The sequence below is a fragment of the Salinarimonas ramus genome (genome assembly GCF_014645695.1).
In the GTDB taxonomy this organism is placed as follows: domain Bacteria; phylum Pseudomonadota; class Alphaproteobacteria; order Rhizobiales; family Beijerinckiaceae; genus Salinarimonas; species Salinarimonas ramus.
The window spans coordinates 170,455-186,435 of sequence record NZ_BMMF01000005.1 but is presented as its reverse complement, the minus strand read 5'-3'; the positions used below and the strand labels follow the sequence as shown (position 1 = coordinate 186,435).

Here is a 15,981-nt window from a genome sequence, read left to right as displayed (position 1 = left end):
GGCCTATCTCCAGCGTCCAGACGGATGCAGGAGGATCGACGAGAGCGATGGACGAGCACGCACGCGGCACGGCAGAGGATTCCTTCGCCGACAAGCCCTTCTCGAAGCCCCCGTCCCATCCGCTCCCGGACGCGGCGCTCGATCAGCTCTTCCGCGAGGCGCGCACGCACAATGCCTGGCGCGACGTGCCCGTCTCGGAGACGACGCTGCGGGCGCTGGCCGACCTCCTGAAGATGGGGCCGACGAGCGCCAATTGCTGCCCCGCCCGCATCGTCTTCGTCGCCTCGCCCGAGGCGAAGAAGCGGCTCGAGCCGCTGATGTCTGCCGGGAACCGCGCGAAGACCATGGCGGCGCCGGTGACGGCCATCGTCGGCTACGACCTGCGCTTCTACGAGAAGCTGGGCACGCTCTTTCCGCACGAGCCCTCCGCGCCGTCCTGGTTCGACGGGTCGCCCGAGAAGATCCGCGAGAACGCCTTTCGCAACGGCACGCTCCAGGTCGCCTACCTGATCCTCGCGGCGCGCTCGCTGGGCCTCGATTGCGGGCCGATGTCGGGCTTCGACGCCCCGGGCGTCACGCGGGAGTTCTTCCCGCAGGGGGACGTCGAGGCGAACGTGCTCGTCAACCTCGGATACGGCGATCCCGCGGGGGTGAAGCCGCGCCTGCCGCGTTTTTCGTTCGAGGAATTCTGCGCGATCGCGTAATGCTCTGCGGGACGAACGAGACCCGAACCGACGCAAGTCGACGTCCCTACGAGGCTGACCCGTGCGTATCCTCGCCATCGACACGGCGCTCGAGGCCTGCTCCGCCTGCGTGCTCGACGCGGGCCAGAGCCTGCCGATCGCGCGCGAATCGCTCACCATGCAGCGCGGCCACGCGGAGGCGCTGCTCCCCCTCGTCGAGCGGGTGATGTCGGGCGTCGAGGGCGGCTTCACGAGCCTCGACCGCATAGCGGTGACGATCGGGCCCGGCAGCTTCACGGGGCTGCGGGTGGGGATCTCGGCGGCGCGCGCCATCGGGCTCGCGGCGAAGGCGCCCGTGGTCGGCGTCTCGACGCTCTCGGCGCTGCTCGCGCCCCTCGTCGCCTCCGGCGATCGCCGCCTTCTCGCCGCCGCGATCGACGCGCGCCACGGCGGTGTCTACTTTCAGGCCGTCGCGCCCGGCGGACGCACCGTGGTGGCGCCGGCGCACATGGCCGTGCGCGACGCCGTGCGCTATCTCGGCTCGGGGGCCGTGATCAGCGGATCGGGCGGGCCGATCGTCGCGGCCGAAGCCATGCAGGTCGGCATCGACGTCATGCTCGCGGACGCGGAGCCCGCGCCCGAGATCGCCTGGGTCGCCCGGCTCGGGCTCGCGGCCGATCCGGCGGGCGCGCTGCCCAAGCCCCTCTACCTGCGCGCACCGGACGCCCGTCCGCAGGACGGCGCGCGCATCGCGAGGCGCTGATGTCCTCGCTCCTGCCGCCGCTCCCGCCCTCCTGGCCCTTCGCCCGCGAGAGCCGCCCCACCATCGCGCCGCTCGCACCCGCGCACGCCCCCGCTTGCGCGACGATCCACGCCTCCGGCTTCGCCCGCGGCTGGAGCCCCACCGACATCGAGAGCCTGATCGCCGATCGCGGCGTCGTCGGCGACGGCCTCTTCCTCGCCGGCGACCAGAAGCGGCCCAGAGGCTTCGTCCTCTCCCGCGCCGTTCTCGACGAGGCGGAGATCCTCACGATCGCGTTGGAGCCCGCGATCCGGGGGCGCGGCTTCTCGCGCGTCCTGCTAGAGCGCCATCTGGAGGCTCTGCGGCGCGAGGGCGTCGCGCGCCTCCATCTCGAGGTGGACGAGGCGAACGTGCCGGCTCGCGCGCTCTACGCCCGCCTCGGCTTCGCCCAGGTGGGCCGGCGGGAGGGCTATTACCAGCGCGCCGACGGCAGCCGCGCGTCCGCGCTGACGCTCTCGCTCGATCTCTGAGAGGAGCGGGACGCGTTTCATGGCGAGCCTGATGAAGGCCCTGCGGCTCCTCGTCCTCGTGTGTGCGCTGGTGATCCTCATCGGCCCGCAGGCGCTGGGCGTGCGCTTCCATTGGCGGATCGCGCGCACGATCCCGATCCTGTTCCACCGCACCGCCCTCTGGGCGCTGGGCGTGCGCGTCACGCAATTCGGCCACCGGCCCAAGGCGACGCCGACGCTCGTCCTGTCGAATCACGTCTCCTGGCTCGACATCGTCGTGCTCGGCAGCCTTTCGCCCCTCTCCTTCGTGGCGAAGTCGGAGATCGCGGGCTGGCCGCTCTTCGGCACGCTCGCGCGGCTGCAGCGCTCGATCTTCATCGAGCGCGAGCGCAAGGCGTCGACGGCGGAGGTGAACGCCACCATCGCCCGGCGCCTGGCGCGCGGCGAGCTCATCGTGCTCTTCGCCGAAGGCACGACGGGCGACGGGGCGCGCATCCTGCCCTTCCGCACCTCGCTCGTGGGCGCGGCGCGCCTCGCGCTCGCGGATCATGCGCTGGACGAGATCGTCCTGCAGCCGCTGTCGCTGGTCTATGCCCGGCGCGACGGCCTGCCGCTCGATCGGCGCGAGCGCCCGGAGATCGCCTGGTACGGTGACATGGATCTCGTGCCGCACCTGAAGGGCGTGCTCGCCGGCGGTCCGATCGACGTCGAGATCCGCTGGGGTGCGCCGATCCCCTTCGACGCGAAGACCGACCGCAAGCGCGCCGCCGCGCGGGCGGAGGACGAGGTGCGCCGCGGGCTCAATGCGGGGCTCGGGCGCCGCGGCGAGCCACCGGCGCCTCATCCCGCGCGCTGAGGCACGCCGTTCGCGCGCTCAGTGGCGGAAGTGCCGGTGGCCGGTGAAGACCATGGCGAGGCCCGCCTCGTCGGCGGCGGCGATCACCTCCGCGTCGCGCATGGAGCCGCCGGGCTGGATCACGGCCGTCGCGCCGGCCTCGGCCGCCGCCAGGAGGCCGTCGGCGAACGGGAAGAAGGCGTCCGACGCCACGACCGAGCCTTTGGCCAGACTCTCGGCCAGCCCCAGCGCCTTCGCCGCCTCGCCCGCCTTCCAGGCGGCGATGCGCGATGAGTCGACCCGGCTCATCTGCCCCGCGCCGACGCCCACCGTCGCCCCGTCGCGGGCGTAGACGATGGCGTTCGACTTCACGTGCTTCGCCACCCGGAAGGCGAAGGCGAGGTCCTCCATCTCCCGCGCGGTGGGCTGGCGCTTGGTCACGACCGACAGCGTCATGTCCGAGACCACTGCGTTGTCGCGATCCTGCACGAGGAGACCGCCTGCGACGGTGCGGACCGAGAGCCCCTTCGCGCGCGGATCGGGCAGGCCGCCGGCGAGGAGGAGCCGCAGGTTCTTCTTGGCCGCGACGAGGGCAATGGCTTCCTCGGTGGCGTCGGGGGCGATGATCACCTCCGTGAAGACCTCGACGATCTTCGCCGCCGCCTCGGCGTCGAGCGTGCGGTTCGTGGCCACGATCCCGCCGAAGGCCGAGACCGGGTCGCAGGCGAGCGCACGCTCGTAGGCGTCCGCCAGCGTCGCGCCCGTGGCGACGCCGCAGGGGTTGGCGTGCTTGACGATCACCACCGCCGCGCTCGCCGCCGGGTCGAACTCGCCGACGCACTCGTATGCCGCGTCGGTGTCGTTGATGTTGTTGTAGGAAAGCGTCTTGCCCTGGACCTGGCGCGCGGTGGCGACGCCGGGGCGCGCCTCGCCGGTGCGGTAGAAGGCGGCCTTCTGATGCGGGTTCTCGCCGTAGCGCATGGCCTGGGCGAGCGTGCCGCCGACGGCGCGGAAGGTCGGCGCCTCGACCTCGAGCGCGTCCGCGAGCCAGTTCGAGATCGCCGCGTCGTAGGCGGCGGTGCGGGCATAGGCCTTCTGCGCGAGGCGCTTGCGCAGGGTCAGCGTGGTGGCGCCCTCGTGCTCGGCGAGCTCGGCGAGGATCGTCTCGTAATCGCCGGGATCGACGACGACGGCGACGCTCTCGTGGTTCTTGGCGGCGGCGCGGATCATCGCCGGGCCGCCGATGTCGATGTTCTCGACGCAGGTGTCGTAATCCGCCCCGCCGGCGAGGGTCGCCTCGAACGGATAGAGATTGACGACGAGGAGATCGATCTCGGCGATGCCGTGGGCGAGCATGGCCGCCTGGTGCTCCGGGTCGGAGCGCCGGCCCAGCAGCCCGCCGTGCACCTTCGGATGCAGCGTCTTCACCCGCCCGTCCATCATCTCCGGGAAGCCGGTGAGGTCGGAGACCTCCTGCACCGGCAGGCCCGCCTCGACGAGCGCCTTGTGCGTGCCGCCCGTGGAGACGAGGGCGACGCCCCGCGCGTCGAGCGCGCGGGCGAAGTCGACGATGCCGGTCTTGTCGGAAACGGAGATGAGCGCGCGCGTGACGCGCTCCTTGCGGCTGGGCATGATGGGTGTATCCCGCGAGTGTCTGGCGTTCGCGGGCGGTTAGCACGGTTCGGCGGCGGGGGGAACCGGCAGGAACCCTACCCCACCTCCACCACCACGCGCCCGCGCACCCGTCCAGCGAGGATCTCCTCGGCCGTGCCGATCACGTCCTCGAGCGGGATCGTCGTCGTCATGGCGTCGAGGATCGCGGGGTCGACGTCGCGGGCGAGCCGGTCCCAGGCGGCGCGGCGCAGCGGGATCGGGGCGGGGACCGAGTTGACGCCGAGCAGCGCCACGCCGCGCAGGATGAAGGGCGCGACCGAGGTCGGCAGGTCCATGCCGCCGGCATTGCCGCAGGCGGCGACGGCGCCGTCGGGCTGCGTCATGGCGAGCACGTTGGCGAGGACGCCGCCGCCCACCGTGTCGACGGCGGCCGCCCAGCGCGCCTTGGCGAGCGGCTTGGGCGGACCCGCGAGCTCGGCGCGAGGCAGGATCTCGGCGGCGCCGAGGCCCGTGAGGTAGTCGGCCTCCTCCGGCCGGCCGGTCGCGGCGATCACCCGCCAGCCGGCTTTCGCGAGGAGCGCCACGGCCACGGAGCCGACGCCGCCGGCGGCGCCCGTCACCAGCGCCGGGCCGGCATCGGGCGCGAGCCCGTGGCGCTCTAGCGCCAGCACGCAGAGCGCCGCCGTCAGCCCCGCGGTCCCGAAGGCCATGGCGTGCGCCGCGTCCATGCCCTCGGGCAGCGGCACGAGCCAGTCGCCCGGCACGCGCACCTTCTCGGCATAGCAGCCCAGATGCGTCTCCCCGACGCCCCAGCCCGTGAGGATCGCCGCGTCGCCGGGCTTCCAATCGGGATGCGTGGATGCCTCGACGATGCCTGCGGCGTCGATCCCCGCGATCATCGGAAAGCGCCGCACCACGGGCATCCTGCCCGTGATCGCGAGCCCGTCCTTGTAGTTCACGGTCGAGTGGGAGACGGCGAGCGTCACGTCCCCCTCCATCAGCTCGCTCTCGGGAAAGTCCTTCAGCGCGGCGACGGTGCCGGCCTCGCTCTTCTCGATGACGATGGCGCGCATGGTGGTCCTCCCGGGCCCGCGTTCGGTTCGGTAGAGTTCACACCAGGGGAGGGGCGGGGGGCAAGGGGGGCGAGAAACGTCTCAGCGATCGGGCGAGAGATCGGCTGCTTCGGCGTCGTCGGAGGTGGACGAGGCTCGTGCGGCGCGCTCTTCCGCTTCGATGCGGTCCTTCATGCGCGTGGCGTAAGCGCGTATCGCGTCGCGATCGATGTGCTTCTCGAGCGAGGACTCGAAAGGAGGTGGGTCCTTGTCGACGAGCTCGAGCAACTGCCTTGCGAACCAACCGCGTTCGAAGCTCGCGCGCTGAGCCATGTCGATCTCCCGTAGCAGCTATTGTTTTATACGCGAATCAGGTTAGCAGATTCAGAAACGTCCGGCATGCCGGAATGTGCCGAACTCACACAGAAGCGACGCCGCACGCATGCCGCAGCATGAACCGAAGAATGCTCCCGAACTGGTCTTCTGTCTCTGCGCTCCCGTCGGCTCCGACCTCGATGCCGTGCAGGCAGAGCTAACGGAGCAGCTTCACCGCGTCGGTTACGACGCGGTGCAAATCCACATCACCGATTATCTGCGAGAGATCCGTCCGTCGCCGAAAGCGGGCGAGGGCTTCGGCGATCGCGTTATGCGCTTGATCGAGGAAGCGAACGCGTTGCGCGAGCGTATCGGCGTCATGGCGGCGATGGCCTACGCGGCACTCACGATGATCCGCAGGGAACGCTTTCGCATCAGCGGCTCCGAAACGACCCTGAAACCGGGTGTCGCCTACATCGTGCGGCAGCTGAAGCGGCCGGAGGAGATCGCGCTTCTGCGCGAAGTGTACGGCAAGCGCGTCTTCCAGATCTCGGTCCATTCGGAAACGAGCCGGCGTCGGACCCGCCTCGTCGAGCGCATGCGCGACGCCGACCCCGCCGCCACGCGGGGCCGCCAATTCGAGAACAAGGCGGGCGAGCTTCTAGACCGCGACGAATTCGAGGGAAAGGTGGAGCATGGCCAACGTCTCCGCGACGTCTTTCCGCTCGCTGACGCCTTCATCGACAGCGATCGAACGCGGGATATCGGCAAGACCGTCGAGCGCCTCGTCCGGCTCGTATTCGGCTACAACTACGCCTCCCCGACCCGCGACGAGCACGGAATGTACCTCGCGAAGTCGGCGGCCCTTCGCTCCCTCGATCTCTCGAGGCAGGTCGGCGCCGCGGTGTTCTCCGCGGAAGGAGAGGTCAAGGTTCTCGGCACCAACGAGGTCCCCAGCCGCCACGGCGGGACCTACTGGGACGGGGACGAGCCGGAATCGCGCGAGTACGTGCGTGGCACCGACACCAACGAGGAATTCAAGCACAAGCTCCTCTCCGACGCCCTCCACCGTCTCGCCGAGGTCGGCGTCGTCACGGAGGAGTACGGTGCGCTCGACTCACGCTCGCTGCTCGCCCGCATCAAGACCGAGAAGGGTGTCGATCTCGGCAAGCAGCTTCTGCTGATGGACATGATCGAGTACGGGCGCATCATCCATGCGGAGATGAACGCGATAACCGACGCGGCGCGCCTGGGCATCTCGCTGAAGGACGCGACGCTCTTCTGCACCACGTTCCCCTGCCATCTCTGCGCCAAGCACATCATCGCCGCAGGGATCAAGCGCGTGGTCTACATCGAGCCCTACCCGAAGAGCTACGCGACCGAGCTCTATCCCGACGAGATCGTGCTCGGCCGGCCCGACACGACGACATCGCCCGAGTGCGATCATGGCCGCGTCCGCTTCGAGCCGTTCATCGGCATCGCGCCGTTCCGGTATCGAGACTTCTTCGAGAAGCAGAAACGTAAGGGCCCGGACGGCCGGGCGCAAACGTGGATGGCCGGCACTCCCGTCCCGATCGTGGGAAGCGACGTCGAAGCCTACATCGTGACTGAGGAGCAGAAGGTCCTTCATTTCGCGAGCCTGCTCGCCGCGACCACGCCTCTCGAAGACTCCGAGGGCGGATCGCTCTGACTGCTCACCCCACCCGCGACACGTACACGTCCGAGAACGCCGTCATCACGCGGTCGCGGCCGTTGGCCTTGGCGTCGTAGAGCGCGAGGTCGGCGCGCTTGAGGAGGCCCTCCACGGTCTCCCCGTCGGACCATTCGCCGACGCCGAGGCTGGCCGTGAACTTCACCGGGCCCGAGCGGCCGCGCACCCGGATCTCGGAGATCTTGCCGCGCAGGCTGGATGCGACGTCGGAGGCCTCCATGCCGCGCATGCCGGGCAGGGCGAGCGAGAACTCCTCGCCGCCGACGCGCCCGGCGAAGCCCTTGTGCTCGCGGGCGACCTCGGCGAGCACCTCGCCGGTGGCGCGGATGGCGGCGTCGCCCACCGCGTGGCCCTGCCCGTCGTTGATCTTCTTGAAGAAGTCGAGATCGAGGCTCACCAGCGCGAGCTTGTTCTGCGGGCCGAAGCGGCGCGCGGCGTCGCCGAGGCGGTGCATGAAGGCGCCGCGGTTGAGGAGGCCCGTCAGCGAATCGGTCTCGGCCAGCCGGATCAGCTCGCGCTGGAGCGTTGTGAGCCGCTGGGCGGCGCGCAGGCGCGCGTTCAGCTCCTCCGCCACGGGGGGCTTGGAGAGGAAGTCGTCCGCGCCGGAATCGAGCGCCTCGGAGAGGTTGCGCGCATTGTCGGTGGAGGACATGGCGATGATGTAGAGCGGGCGGCGGTCCTCCGCGAGCAGGCGCGCGGACCAGCAGAGCTCGAAGCCGCCGATGGGGCGCGTCTCGAGGCTCGTGATCAGCGCGTCCACGCTTGCGGTGTCGGTGACGAAGGCGAGCGCCTCGCGGCTGTCCGTGAACGTGTCGACGCGGTGCCCACGCGGTTCGAGCAGGCCGGCCACCATCTTGAGCACGACCCGGCTCGAGTCCACGACCACGATATGCATGTGCCGCCCCATTCCCGTCCGGAAGATATGAGCAGCAATAGAGCGGACGGCTTAAGAAGCCTCTAACGCGACAGGATGGCCTCGCGCGCGCGGCGCACGTTCAGGTCGAAACCGCCAGGCGCATCTCCGCCTCCCGGTGCGCCTGCGGATCGCCCACGTGCAGCCACGTCCCGTCGAGGCGCAGGCCGTGCAGGCGGCCCTCCCGCTCTGCGCGGTCGAAGAGCAGGTTGAGCGAGAACGGCCCCTCCGGCGTATCCGCGAAGAGCGCCGGCGAGAGGATCGCGACGCCCGCATAAGCGAAGGGCGCGACGCCCCGCTCGCGCCGGCGCGCGAGGCGCCCCGTGGCGTCCATCTCGAAGTCGCCCGGCCCGTCGAAGCCCACCGATGTCGCCGTCGCGGCGAGGAGGAGGGCGATGTCCATGCGCGCGGGGTCGAAATGGGCGACGAGCCGCGCGACGTTGCTGCGCGGCCCCTCGATCCAGACGGAATCGGTGTTGTGGAGGAGGAAGGGCCCGGGCCCGAGATGCGCGAGCGCGGCCTTGACGCCGCCGCCGGTGTCGAGGAGCCGCTCGCGCTCGTCGGAGATCACGAGGGCGGGCGGGCCGCTGCGGCGGGCGCAATGCGCCTCGATGAGGTCGGCGAGGTAGTGGACGTTGACGACGGCCTTCTCCACGCCCGCCGCGGCGAGCCGGTCCAGCGCGTGGTCGAGCATCGCCTTGCCGCCGAGCCGCACGAGGGGCTTGGGCGTCGTCGTCGTCAGCGGGCGCATGCGCCGGCCGTAGCCGGCGGCGAGCACCATGGCGGTGGTGGGGCGCACGAGGGAGCGATCGGCGGCGTTCATGTCTCGTCGGATCCGGCCGCCGGCGCGAGGAGGCGCGGCGCGTGGGTCTCGTACCACGCCTTCAGGCGCGCCAGCGCCGGATGGGCGAGATTGCGGGCGAGATAGGCTTCGAGCCGCGGCAGGTGGGCGAGGTAGCCGGGCTTGCGGTCGCGCCGGTCGAGCCGCACGAAGATGCCGAGGATCTTCGTCGCCCGCTGCGCGCCGAGGATCGCGTAGTCCCGCGCGAAGGCGGCGACGTCGAAGGCAGGATCGCGCGCCCGGCGCTCTCGGGCGTAGAGCGAGAGCAGCTTCAATTCGAGCTCCGGCGCGACGTCGACCCGCGCGTCCTGCGCCAGCGAGACGAGGTCGTAGGCCGGGTGGCCGAGCACCGCGTCCTGGAAGTCGATGAGGCCGAGGCGCGCGACGCCCTCGCGCTCGGGGAGCCAGATGAGGTTCGGCGAATGGTAGTCGCGCAGCGTCCAGGTGGCGGGCGCGGCGATGACGTCCGCGAGCGCCTCGCGCCAGGCGTTGAGGAAGTCGGCGCGCGCCGCGCTCGACAGCTCGTGGCCGACCCGGAAGCGCAGGTACCAGTCGACGAAGAGCTCGACCTCGATGGTCAAGGCCGCCTCGTCGTAGGGCGGGATGACGTGCTCGATCTCGTCGGCGACGGGGAGCACGTGGGGGAGCGTCGTCGCGTGGATGCCGACGAGGAGCCGCGCCGCCTCGGCGTAGCGCTCCGGGATCGGGCCGTTCGCGTCGACCACCGGCTCGGCGCCGAGATCCTCGAGCAGGAGCAGGCCCTCGTCGAGCGCCTCGCCCAGGATGCGCGGGGCGGAGAGGCCGAGCGAGCGCAGGCCGCGATCGACGGCGACGAAGGCGTGGACGCTCTCGGCGAGGCGCGCGATGGCGCTGTAGGGCTTGCCCTGGCGGATCGGCGGGCCGTCGGGGCGGCGCGGCGCGATCATCAGGACCGCGTTCTCGCCGGTCTCGCGGGTGAGCCGCTCGTAGGCGCGGGTCGAGGCGTCGCCGGTCATGGGCGTGCGGCGCGCGCCGGTCCAGCCGGCTCGTGCGAGGAGCCCCTTGAGGGCGCGCGCCCGCACCAATCGCTCGCCGAAGGCGCCGACGCCGACGAGGATCGCCACGCGCGCCTGCGCGCCGTCGGCGGAGACGATGTCGAGGGTGATGTCGAGGCGCGAGGCGGAGAGCGCGCCGGCGGCCCGGTCCGGCCATTCGACGAGCGTGACGGCGCCCTCCGTCGCCTCCTCCCAGCCCATCTCGACGAGCTCGTCGGAGGAGCCCAGCCGGTAGAAGTCGGCGTGGACGACGGGCGCCTTGCGCGTGTCGTAGGTCTGCATGAGCGTGAAGGTCGGGCTCGGCACCTCGAGCCCGGGATCGCCGGCGAGCGCACGCACGATGGCGCGCGCCAGCGTGGTCTTGCCGGCGCCCAGCCCGCCCGAGAGCGTCACCACGTCTCCCGGCTTGAGCTCGTCGGCGATGAAGCGCGCCATGTCGCGGGTCGCCTGCTCGTCGTCGAGCAGGACCTCCCAGACCGGCAGGCGCGGGTCGGGACCCGGGGGCAACCCCATCAGGCCTCTGTCGGGCATCGCATCCTCGCTCCAGCGTGCGAAAAACGGAAAAGCCCCCAGCCCCCGTCCGCGCGGCCTCGGCAGCGCCGTCATTCCGCCGCGAGGCGTTGCGGGCCGTCGGCCGGGAAGACGCACGTCACCGTCGTTCCCGATCCCGGCCGCGAGGTCAAGGACACCCGCCCTCCGTGCAGCTCGACGAAGGAGCGCACGATGGCGAGGCCGAGCCCCACGCCGCGGTGGCGCGTGCCGAGCGTATGGCTCTCGAACCGGTCGAAGACGCGCTCGACCACGTCGTCGGGGATGCCGCGACCCTGGTCGGCCACCTCGAACACCACCTCCCCCGCCTGCCGGCGGGCGGAGAGGCGCACGCGTGCGCCGGTCTCCGAGAAGCCGACCGCGTTCGAGAGGAGATTGAAGAGCACCTGGCGCACCCGCTTGGCGTCCGCGACGAAGCTGCCGATGCCCGGATCGACGTCGATGACGAGGGAGAGCTTGTGCTCGGCGATGCGGTCGTCGAGCCCGCGCACGGCGGCGTCGATGGTCTCGCGGATGTCGACCTCCTCCGGGTCGAGCTCGAGCGAGCCCGTGTCGATGGAGGCGAGGTCGAGGATGTCGTTGATGATGGCGAGCAGCGCGCCCGACGAGCGCATGATCAGCCCGGCATATTCGCGCTGGCGGTCGTTGAGGCCGCCGACCGTCTCGTCGCCGAGGAGCTGCGCGAAGCCGATGATCGTCGTGAGCGGCGAGCGCAGCTCGTAGGAGACGTGGTGGACGAAGTCCTCGCGCAGCCGCGCGGCGGCCTCCAGCGCCTCGTTCTTCTCGATGAGCGCGCGCTCGACGTTGACGCTCGCGGTCACGTCGACGAAGGCGATGAGCGTCGCGCCGTCGGGCAGCGGCTGGACGGCGCAGTCGAGGTGCACCCCGTCGCGGCGCGCGAGGCGCAGCGCGATCTCGGTGCGCTCCTCGGCGTCGCCGGCGATGGCGCCGCGGATGCGCTCCCACGCCTCCTCGTCGGGCGCGAGCGTGCGGCAGGCGGTGACGACGCTCTCCAGATGCGGCTCCTCGCCCTTCGCGGGCTCCGGTAGGCGCCAGAGGGCGCGGAAGGCGCGGTTGGCGAGCTTGAGGCGCCCGTCCGAGCCGAACACGGCGACGCCCTCCTCCAGCGCGTCGAGGGTCTCGCCCTGCACGCGCATGAGGGAATTGTAGCGGCTCTCCAGCGAGAGATGCTCGGAGACGTCGTCGAACAGCCAGGTGAGCCCGCCCTGCGGGTTGGGGTTGGCGACGACGTGGAGCGTGCGCCCGTCGGGCAGGTGCCACCAGGTCTCCTGGGGCTCGATGGCGCGGTAGGCGGCGAGCACGTCCGCCTTCCAGCGCCGCCAGTCCGCCTGCTCGGGCAGGCGCCGCTCGGCACGCAGCCGGTCGAGGATCTCGCCCTCGGAGGGGCCGCTCTCGAGATAGGCGCGGTCGAGGCCCCACAGGGCGCGATAGGCGGAATTGTGGAAGACGAGGCGCTGGCGCGCGTCGAAGATCGCCACGGCGTTGGGCAGGTGGTCGAGGGTGCGCACGTGCGCCTGCATCTGGCGCTGCAGGTCCGAGCGCATGTCCTCCAGATCCGTGACGTCGACGGCGATGCCGACGAAGCCGCCGGGCGAGGGCGTCTCGGCGACGTCGATGGTGCGCCGCGCGCCGGCGACGATGGCCGTGGTGCGCGTAGCGAAGTGCGCCTTCTCGGCGCGGGCGGTGGCCGCTTCCTCGCGGGCCGTGCGATCGAGGAGCTCGAGGCCGCGGGCGCGGGCGTCCTCCAGGCTCTGCGCTTCCACGGCGGCAAGCCAGGCGGGATTGGCCCAGGCGACGGCGCCCGAGCCGTCGCGCAGCCAGACCGGCTGGCTCATGCCTTCCAGGAGCGCGCGCAGGTTCTTGAGGTCGTCGCCCTGGCGCAGCAGCGTCTGGCGGGCCTGGAGCAGCTCCAGCCGGTCGCCGGTGACGTCGCGCAGGCGCAGGATGGCGCGCCCGCCGAGCGCGCGCCCCTGCGCCTCGACGAAGCGGTCGCGCTGCGCGCGCAGCGTCAGGCGGAAGGCCTCGCCGCGCTCGCGCAGGCGCTCCAGCGCCGCGTCGAGGGCACCGGCGTCGGCGGGCACGAGCCAGGCGCCGAAGGCGAGGAGGCGCTTGCCGGCGGCTGCGGGGCCGAGCGCGGCGGGATCGCCCTCGATCCGCGGCTCGGCGTCGCGCCCGTCCCAGGAGACGATGATCTGGCTCTCGGCGCCGATGACGGTCTCGGCGCGATCGGCGGCGGCGCGCAGCTCGGCGAGCTCGGCGCGCAGTCCCGCCTCGCGCTGCGACCAGCGGCGGTGCTCGATGCGGTACACGAAGGCGGTGGTGAGCGCGAAGATCAGCGAGCCGGCGACGAAGGCGAAGCTGATGGCGTTTTGCGGATCCAGCCGCGCGAGCAGCGACTCCGGCGCCATCGCCGCCACCGCCGGCCCCGCGAGGAGGAGGCCCGACGTCAGCGCGCTCGCCCCGAAGAGCGTTGCGCGCAGGGGTAGCGACGCGCACGAGGGTAGCGACGCGCGCAGGCCCCGCCGCGCGGGCCTCTCGTCGTGCGTGCCGTCGCCCTGCCCGTATCGATCGCCCATGAGCCGCCGAAACCCCCGCTCGTCGCAACGCGCTCCGCAGCCGGATCATCCCGGCGCGGGGCGGCGACGCTGTCACGATTCGCGTGCAGTGTACCCGTCCCCCGACTCCGCCAGGAAGAGGGTTAATGTCCGTTTAAGCCCGGGTGTCGCGGCGGGGACTCAGGCATGGCAGACGCCGATTCGCCCCCGAATCGTGGCGCGTGCGGTGGCCGCGGCAGGCCTCCGCGACGCCGCGGCGGGAACCCGGCTGTTGCCAAACGCCGCCCGCGTCGGCACATGTGGCGACGTCATGACCGCCCATCCCACGAGACACGCCGGATTCGGCGTCTACGTGCACTGGCCCTTCTGCGCCTCGAAGTGCCCGTATTGCGACTTCAACAGCCACGTGCGGCGCGAGCCGCCGGACGAGGCGCGCTTCCGCGCGGCCTTCGAGGCGGAGATCGCGCACCAGGCGGCGCTCGCGCCGGGGCGCACGGTGACGAGCGTCTTCTTCGGCGGCGGCACGCCCTCGCTGATGAAGCCGCAGACGGTGGGCGCGATCCTCGATGCCATCGGCGGCGCGTGGTCGGTCGCGCCCGACGTCGAGGTGACGCTGGAAGCCAACCCGACGAGCGTCGATGCCACGCGATTCGCCGGTTATCGCGCGGCGGGCGTCGAGCGCGTGTCGCTCGGCGTCCAGGCGCTCAACGATCCCGACCTGCGGGCGCTGGGGCGGCTGCACACGGCGCGCGAGGCGCTCGATGCGGTCGCGGTGGCGCAGGCGCATTTCCCGCGCTCGTCCTTCGACCTGATCTACGCCCGCCCCGGTCACGATCCCGCCGCCTGGGCGGCGGAGCTGCGCGAGGCGATCGCGCACGCCGCCGAGCACCTCTCGCTCTATCAGCTGACCATCGAGCCGGACACCTGGTTCGAGAAGCTCCACCGCGCCGGCAAGCTCGTCATCCCCACGCCCGACGAGGCGCGCGTCCTGTGGGACGTGACGCAGGAGGTCTGCGAGGCCGCGGGCCTGCCGGCCTACGAAATCTCGAACCATGCGCGGCCGGGGGCGCAATCACGGCACAACCTCGTCTATTGGCGCTACGGCGAATATGCCGGCGTCGGGCCGGGCGCGCATGCGCGGCTCGTCACGAACGAAGGGCGCATTGCGCTCGCCACCGAGCGCCATCCGGAGACCTGGCTCGAGCGCGTGGAGCGCGACGGCAACGCCACGGTCTCGCGCGAGGTGCTCTCGGCCGAGGAGCAGGGCGACGAGTTCCTGCTCATGGGCCTTCGGCTCACGGAGGGCGTCGACCCGAAGGTCTACGAGGCCCTGTCCGGCCGCCGGCTCGATCCGCGGCGCATCGCGGATCTCGTCGGCGACGGCCTGATCGAGAGCCGCGGCGACGGGCGCCTCGCGGTGACGCAGGCGGGCTTTCCCGTGCTCGACGCCGTGGTGGCGGATCTCGCGGCCTGAAAAGCCGCCGACGGCTATTCGCCCGAGGCGAGGATCGCCTCGACGAGCTCCTGCACCGCGAGCGCCTCCGAGAGGCTCGCGAGATCCTGCGGCTCTCCCCGCGCCATGGCGGCGACCTTGGCGAGCTGGCGCGCGAGCGTGATCGGGCGCGCCTCCTCCTGCGGGATCGCGTCCGGCGCCGGCTGCCACGCGCCGTCGACGAGGCGCTCCGCGATCGCCCAGTCCCGCAGGCGGATGGCGCCGTTCGAGCCGTGCAGGGTGAAGCCGTTCGTGTCGGGCGTCTCGGTCTCGCCGACGAGGCCGCGCACGCGCACGGGGATCGTGCCGCAGGTGAGCTCCGCCGCGATCGCGCGCTCGCTCGCACCGTCGACGGGATAGCGCACGCTCGCCGGGCCGAGCGCCGCGGGACCCACGAGCCGGAGCGCCAGGAAGAGGAAGTGCGAGAGCACCTCCCGGGTGAAGCCGCCCTGCAGGCGCCGGTCGAGCCAGGCCGCCGCGTCCTCCTGCCAGGGACGAGGCCAGGCGGCGAAGCCGACCTCGATGTCCGCCTCGCGCAGGGCGCCGAGCGTCCCGTCCGTCATCCAGGCCTCGAGCTGGTCCACCGCGAGCGAGGAGGCGAAGGGAAAGTTCACCGCCGCGCGCATGCCGGCGGCGTCGGCGTCGCGCACGAAGGCGCGGGCCTGCGCCACGTCCACCGCGAGCGGCTTCTCGCAGAACAGCGCCTTGCCGGCGGCGAGCGCGGCGCGGGCGTGGTCGAGATGGGCCGCGGGCGGCGAGGCCACGTAGATGCAGGTGCACGTCTCGATCAGCGCCGCGACGCTCTCGAAGCGCGGGATCTCCGGGAAGCTCTCGGCGAGGCGCGCCATGGCGGCGGGCGAGGGATCCCAGACGCCGCAGACGGAGACCGAGCCCGCACCCGGGCCGAGCGCCGCCCGCAGCAGGCGCTCGCCCATGATGCCGTATCCGATGATCCCGAGCCCGATGCCGTCGACGCGATCCATTGAGCTTTCCAGAGAATGTGCCGCCAAAGAAGATGATGCTGGCAGCCTGCTTGCCATGGCGGCTGCGTTTCGCCAAGTGGCGAAAAAGGGATAGCGCCGGGCGTCCGCGCTCGGGCAGGATGCGGCCGCGTG

Annotated in this window: 14 protein-coding genes; 6 read left to right on the top strand and 8 right to left on the bottom strand. The window is 71.9% G+C overall.

Annotation, left to right across the window (positions count from 1 at the left end; genetic code table 11):
* The first annotated feature begins 47 nt into the window (after positions 1-47).
* The 4 genes from IEX89_RS09845 (at position 48) to olsA (ending at position 2,790) form a co-directional block, all read left to right on the top strand.
* On the top strand, positions 48-704 hold the full coding sequence (locus IEX89_RS09845; protein WP_188912258.1) for a malonic semialdehyde reductase: 657 nt from the start codon (positions 48-50) through the stop codon (positions 702-704).
* A 61-nt stretch (positions 705-765) separates the two neighbouring features.
* A complete protein-coding gene (tsaB, locus tag IEX89_RS09840) occupies positions 766-1,446 on the top strand; it encodes a tRNA (adenosine(37)-N6)-threonylcarbamoyltransferase complex dimerization subunit type 1 TsaB (RefSeq protein ID WP_188912256.1) in 681 nt (226 codons plus the stop codon).
* Positions 1,446-1,955: a GNAT family N-acetyltransferase gene (locus IEX89_RS09835; protein WP_188912254.1), complete on the top strand. Its 510-nt coding sequence runs from the start codon at positions 1,446-1,448 to the stop codon at positions 1,953-1,955. The genes tsaB and IEX89_RS09835 overlap by 1 nt, the downstream gene beginning before the upstream one ends.
* Before the next feature lie 19 nt (positions 1,956-1,974).
* Complete coding sequence (gene olsA, locus IEX89_RS09830) at positions 1,975-2,790, top strand: lyso-ornithine lipid O-acyltransferase (protein WP_188912252.1); 816 nt, start codon at positions 1,975-1,977, stop codon at positions 2,788-2,790.
* Positions 2,791-2,808: 18 nt separating this feature from the next.
* Here olsA and purH read toward each other — a convergent pair whose 3' ends face one another.
* From purH to IEX89_RS09815, 3 genes are all read right to left on the bottom strand, one after another.
* A complete protein-coding gene (purH, locus tag IEX89_RS09825) occupies positions 2,809-4,401 on the bottom strand; it encodes a bifunctional phosphoribosylaminoimidazolecarboxamide formyltransferase/IMP cyclohydrolase (protein ID WP_188912249.1) in 1,593 nt (530 codons plus the stop codon).
* Between the two features lie 77 nt (positions 4,402-4,478).
* A complete protein-coding gene (acuI, locus tag IEX89_RS09820; protein WP_188912247.1) occupies positions 4,479-5,456 on the bottom strand; it encodes an acrylyl-CoA reductase (NADPH) in 978 nt (325 codons plus the stop codon).
* 81 nt (positions 5,457-5,537) lie between these two features.
* Entirely contained in the window at positions 5,538-5,768 is a 231-nt protein-coding gene (locus IEX89_RS09815; RefSeq protein ID WP_188912245.1) for a hypothetical protein, read from the bottom strand.
* Between the two features lie 109 nt (positions 5,769-5,877).
* Here IEX89_RS09815 and IEX89_RS09810 point away from each other — a divergent pair, with 109 nt between their 5' ends.
* A complete protein-coding gene (locus tag IEX89_RS09810; RefSeq protein WP_188912243.1) occupies positions 5,878-7,440 on the top strand; it encodes an anti-phage dCTP deaminase in 1,563 nt (520 codons plus the stop codon).
* A 4-nt stretch (positions 7,441-7,444) separates the two neighbouring features.
* Here the strand turns inward: IEX89_RS09810 and IEX89_RS09805 are convergent, their stop codons facing one another.
* From IEX89_RS09805 to IEX89_RS09790, 4 genes are all read right to left on the bottom strand, one after another.
* Positions 7,445-8,356, bottom strand: a complete 912-nt coding sequence (locus tag IEX89_RS09805; RefSeq protein ID WP_188912241.1) for a GGDEF domain-containing response regulator — start codon at positions 8,354-8,356, stop codon at positions 7,445-7,447.
* Between the two features lie 100 nt (positions 8,357-8,456).
* On the bottom strand, positions 8,457-9,197 hold the full coding sequence (locus IEX89_RS09800; RefSeq protein WP_188912238.1) for a nucleotidyltransferase family protein: 741 nt from the start codon (positions 9,195-9,197) through the stop codon (positions 8,457-8,459).
* Positions 9,194-10,780, bottom strand: coding sequence for a tRNA (adenosine(37)-N6)-threonylcarbamoyltransferase complex ATPase subunit type 1 TsaE (gene tsaE, locus IEX89_RS09795; RefSeq protein WP_188912236.1), 1,587 nt, complete (start codon positions 10,778-10,780; stop codon positions 9,194-9,196). Before tsaE ends, IEX89_RS09800 begins: the two co-directional genes overlap by 4 nt.
* A gap of 71 nt (positions 10,781-10,851) precedes the next feature.
* Entirely contained in the window at positions 10,852-13,395 is a 2,544-nt protein-coding gene (locus tag IEX89_RS09790) for a sensor histidine kinase (RefSeq protein ID WP_244645253.1), read from the bottom strand.
* A gap of 289 nt (positions 13,396-13,684) precedes the next feature.
* On the opposite strand from IEX89_RS09790, the gene hemW reads away from it, so the two are divergent.
* Positions 13,685-14,848 carry a radical SAM family heme chaperone HemW gene (gene hemW / locus IEX89_RS09785; protein WP_188912227.1) on the top strand — a complete coding sequence of 388 codons (1,164 nt, stop codon included), beginning with the start codon at positions 13,685-13,687 and terminating at the stop codon, positions 14,846-14,848.
* A gap of 14 nt (positions 14,849-14,862) precedes the next feature.
* On the opposite strand, the gene IEX89_RS09780 is transcribed toward hemW, so the two are convergent.
* Complete coding sequence (locus IEX89_RS09780) at positions 14,863-15,849, bottom strand: Gfo/Idh/MocA family protein (RefSeq protein ID WP_188912225.1); 987 nt, start codon at positions 15,847-15,849, stop codon at positions 14,863-14,865.
* Between the last annotated feature and the right edge of the window lie 132 nt (positions 15,850-15,981).

Excerpts from the sequence above, each read along its gene's own strand:
- tsaE (WP_188912236.1), bottom strand. The coding sequence starts at position 10,780 with ATGCCCGACAGAGGCCTGATGGGGTTGCCCCCGGGTCCCGACCCGCGC.
- IEX89_RS09805 (WP_188912241.1), bottom strand. The coding sequence starts at position 8,356 with ATGCATATCGTGGTCGTGGACTCGAGCCGGGTCGTGCTCAAGATGGTG.
- purH (WP_188912249.1), bottom strand. The coding sequence starts at position 4,401 with ATGCCCAGCCGCAAGGAGCGCGTCACGCGCGCGCTCATCTCCGTTTCC.
- IEX89_RS09845 (WP_188912258.1), top strand. The coding sequence starts at position 48 with ATGGACGAGCACGCACGCGGCACGGCAGAGGATTCCTTCGCCGACAAG.
- IEX89_RS09810 (WP_188912243.1), top strand. The coding sequence starts at position 5,878 with ATGCCGCAGCATGAACCGAAGAATGCTCCCGAACTGGTCTTCTGTCTC.
- hemW (WP_188912227.1), top strand. The coding sequence starts at position 13,685 with ATGACCGCCCATCCCACGAGACACGCCGGATTCGGCGTCTACGTGCAC.
- IEX89_RS09780 (WP_188912225.1), bottom strand. The coding sequence starts at position 15,849 with ATGGATCGCGTCGACGGCATCGGGCTCGGGATCATCGGATACGGCATC.
- IEX89_RS09790 (WP_244645253.1), bottom strand. The coding sequence starts at position 13,395 with ATGGGCGATCGATACGGGCAGGGCGACGGCACGCACGACGAGAGGCCC.
- olsA (WP_188912252.1), top strand. The coding sequence starts at position 1,975 with ATGGCGAGCCTGATGAAGGCCCTGCGGCTCCTCGTCCTCGTGTGTGCG.
- acuI (WP_188912247.1), bottom strand. The coding sequence starts at position 5,456 with ATGCGCGCCATCGTCATCGAGAAGAGCGAGGCCGGCACCGTCGCCGCG.
- IEX89_RS09835 (WP_188912254.1), top strand. The coding sequence starts at position 1,446 with ATGTCCTCGCTCCTGCCGCCGCTCCCGCCCTCCTGGCCCTTCGCCCGC.
- IEX89_RS09815 (WP_188912245.1), bottom strand. The coding sequence starts at position 5,768 with ATGGCTCAGCGCGCGAGCTTCGAACGCGGTTGGTTCGCAAGGCAGTTG.
- IEX89_RS09800 (WP_188912238.1), bottom strand. The coding sequence starts at position 9,197 with ATGAACGCCGCCGATCGCTCCCTCGTGCGCCCCACCACCGCCATGGTG.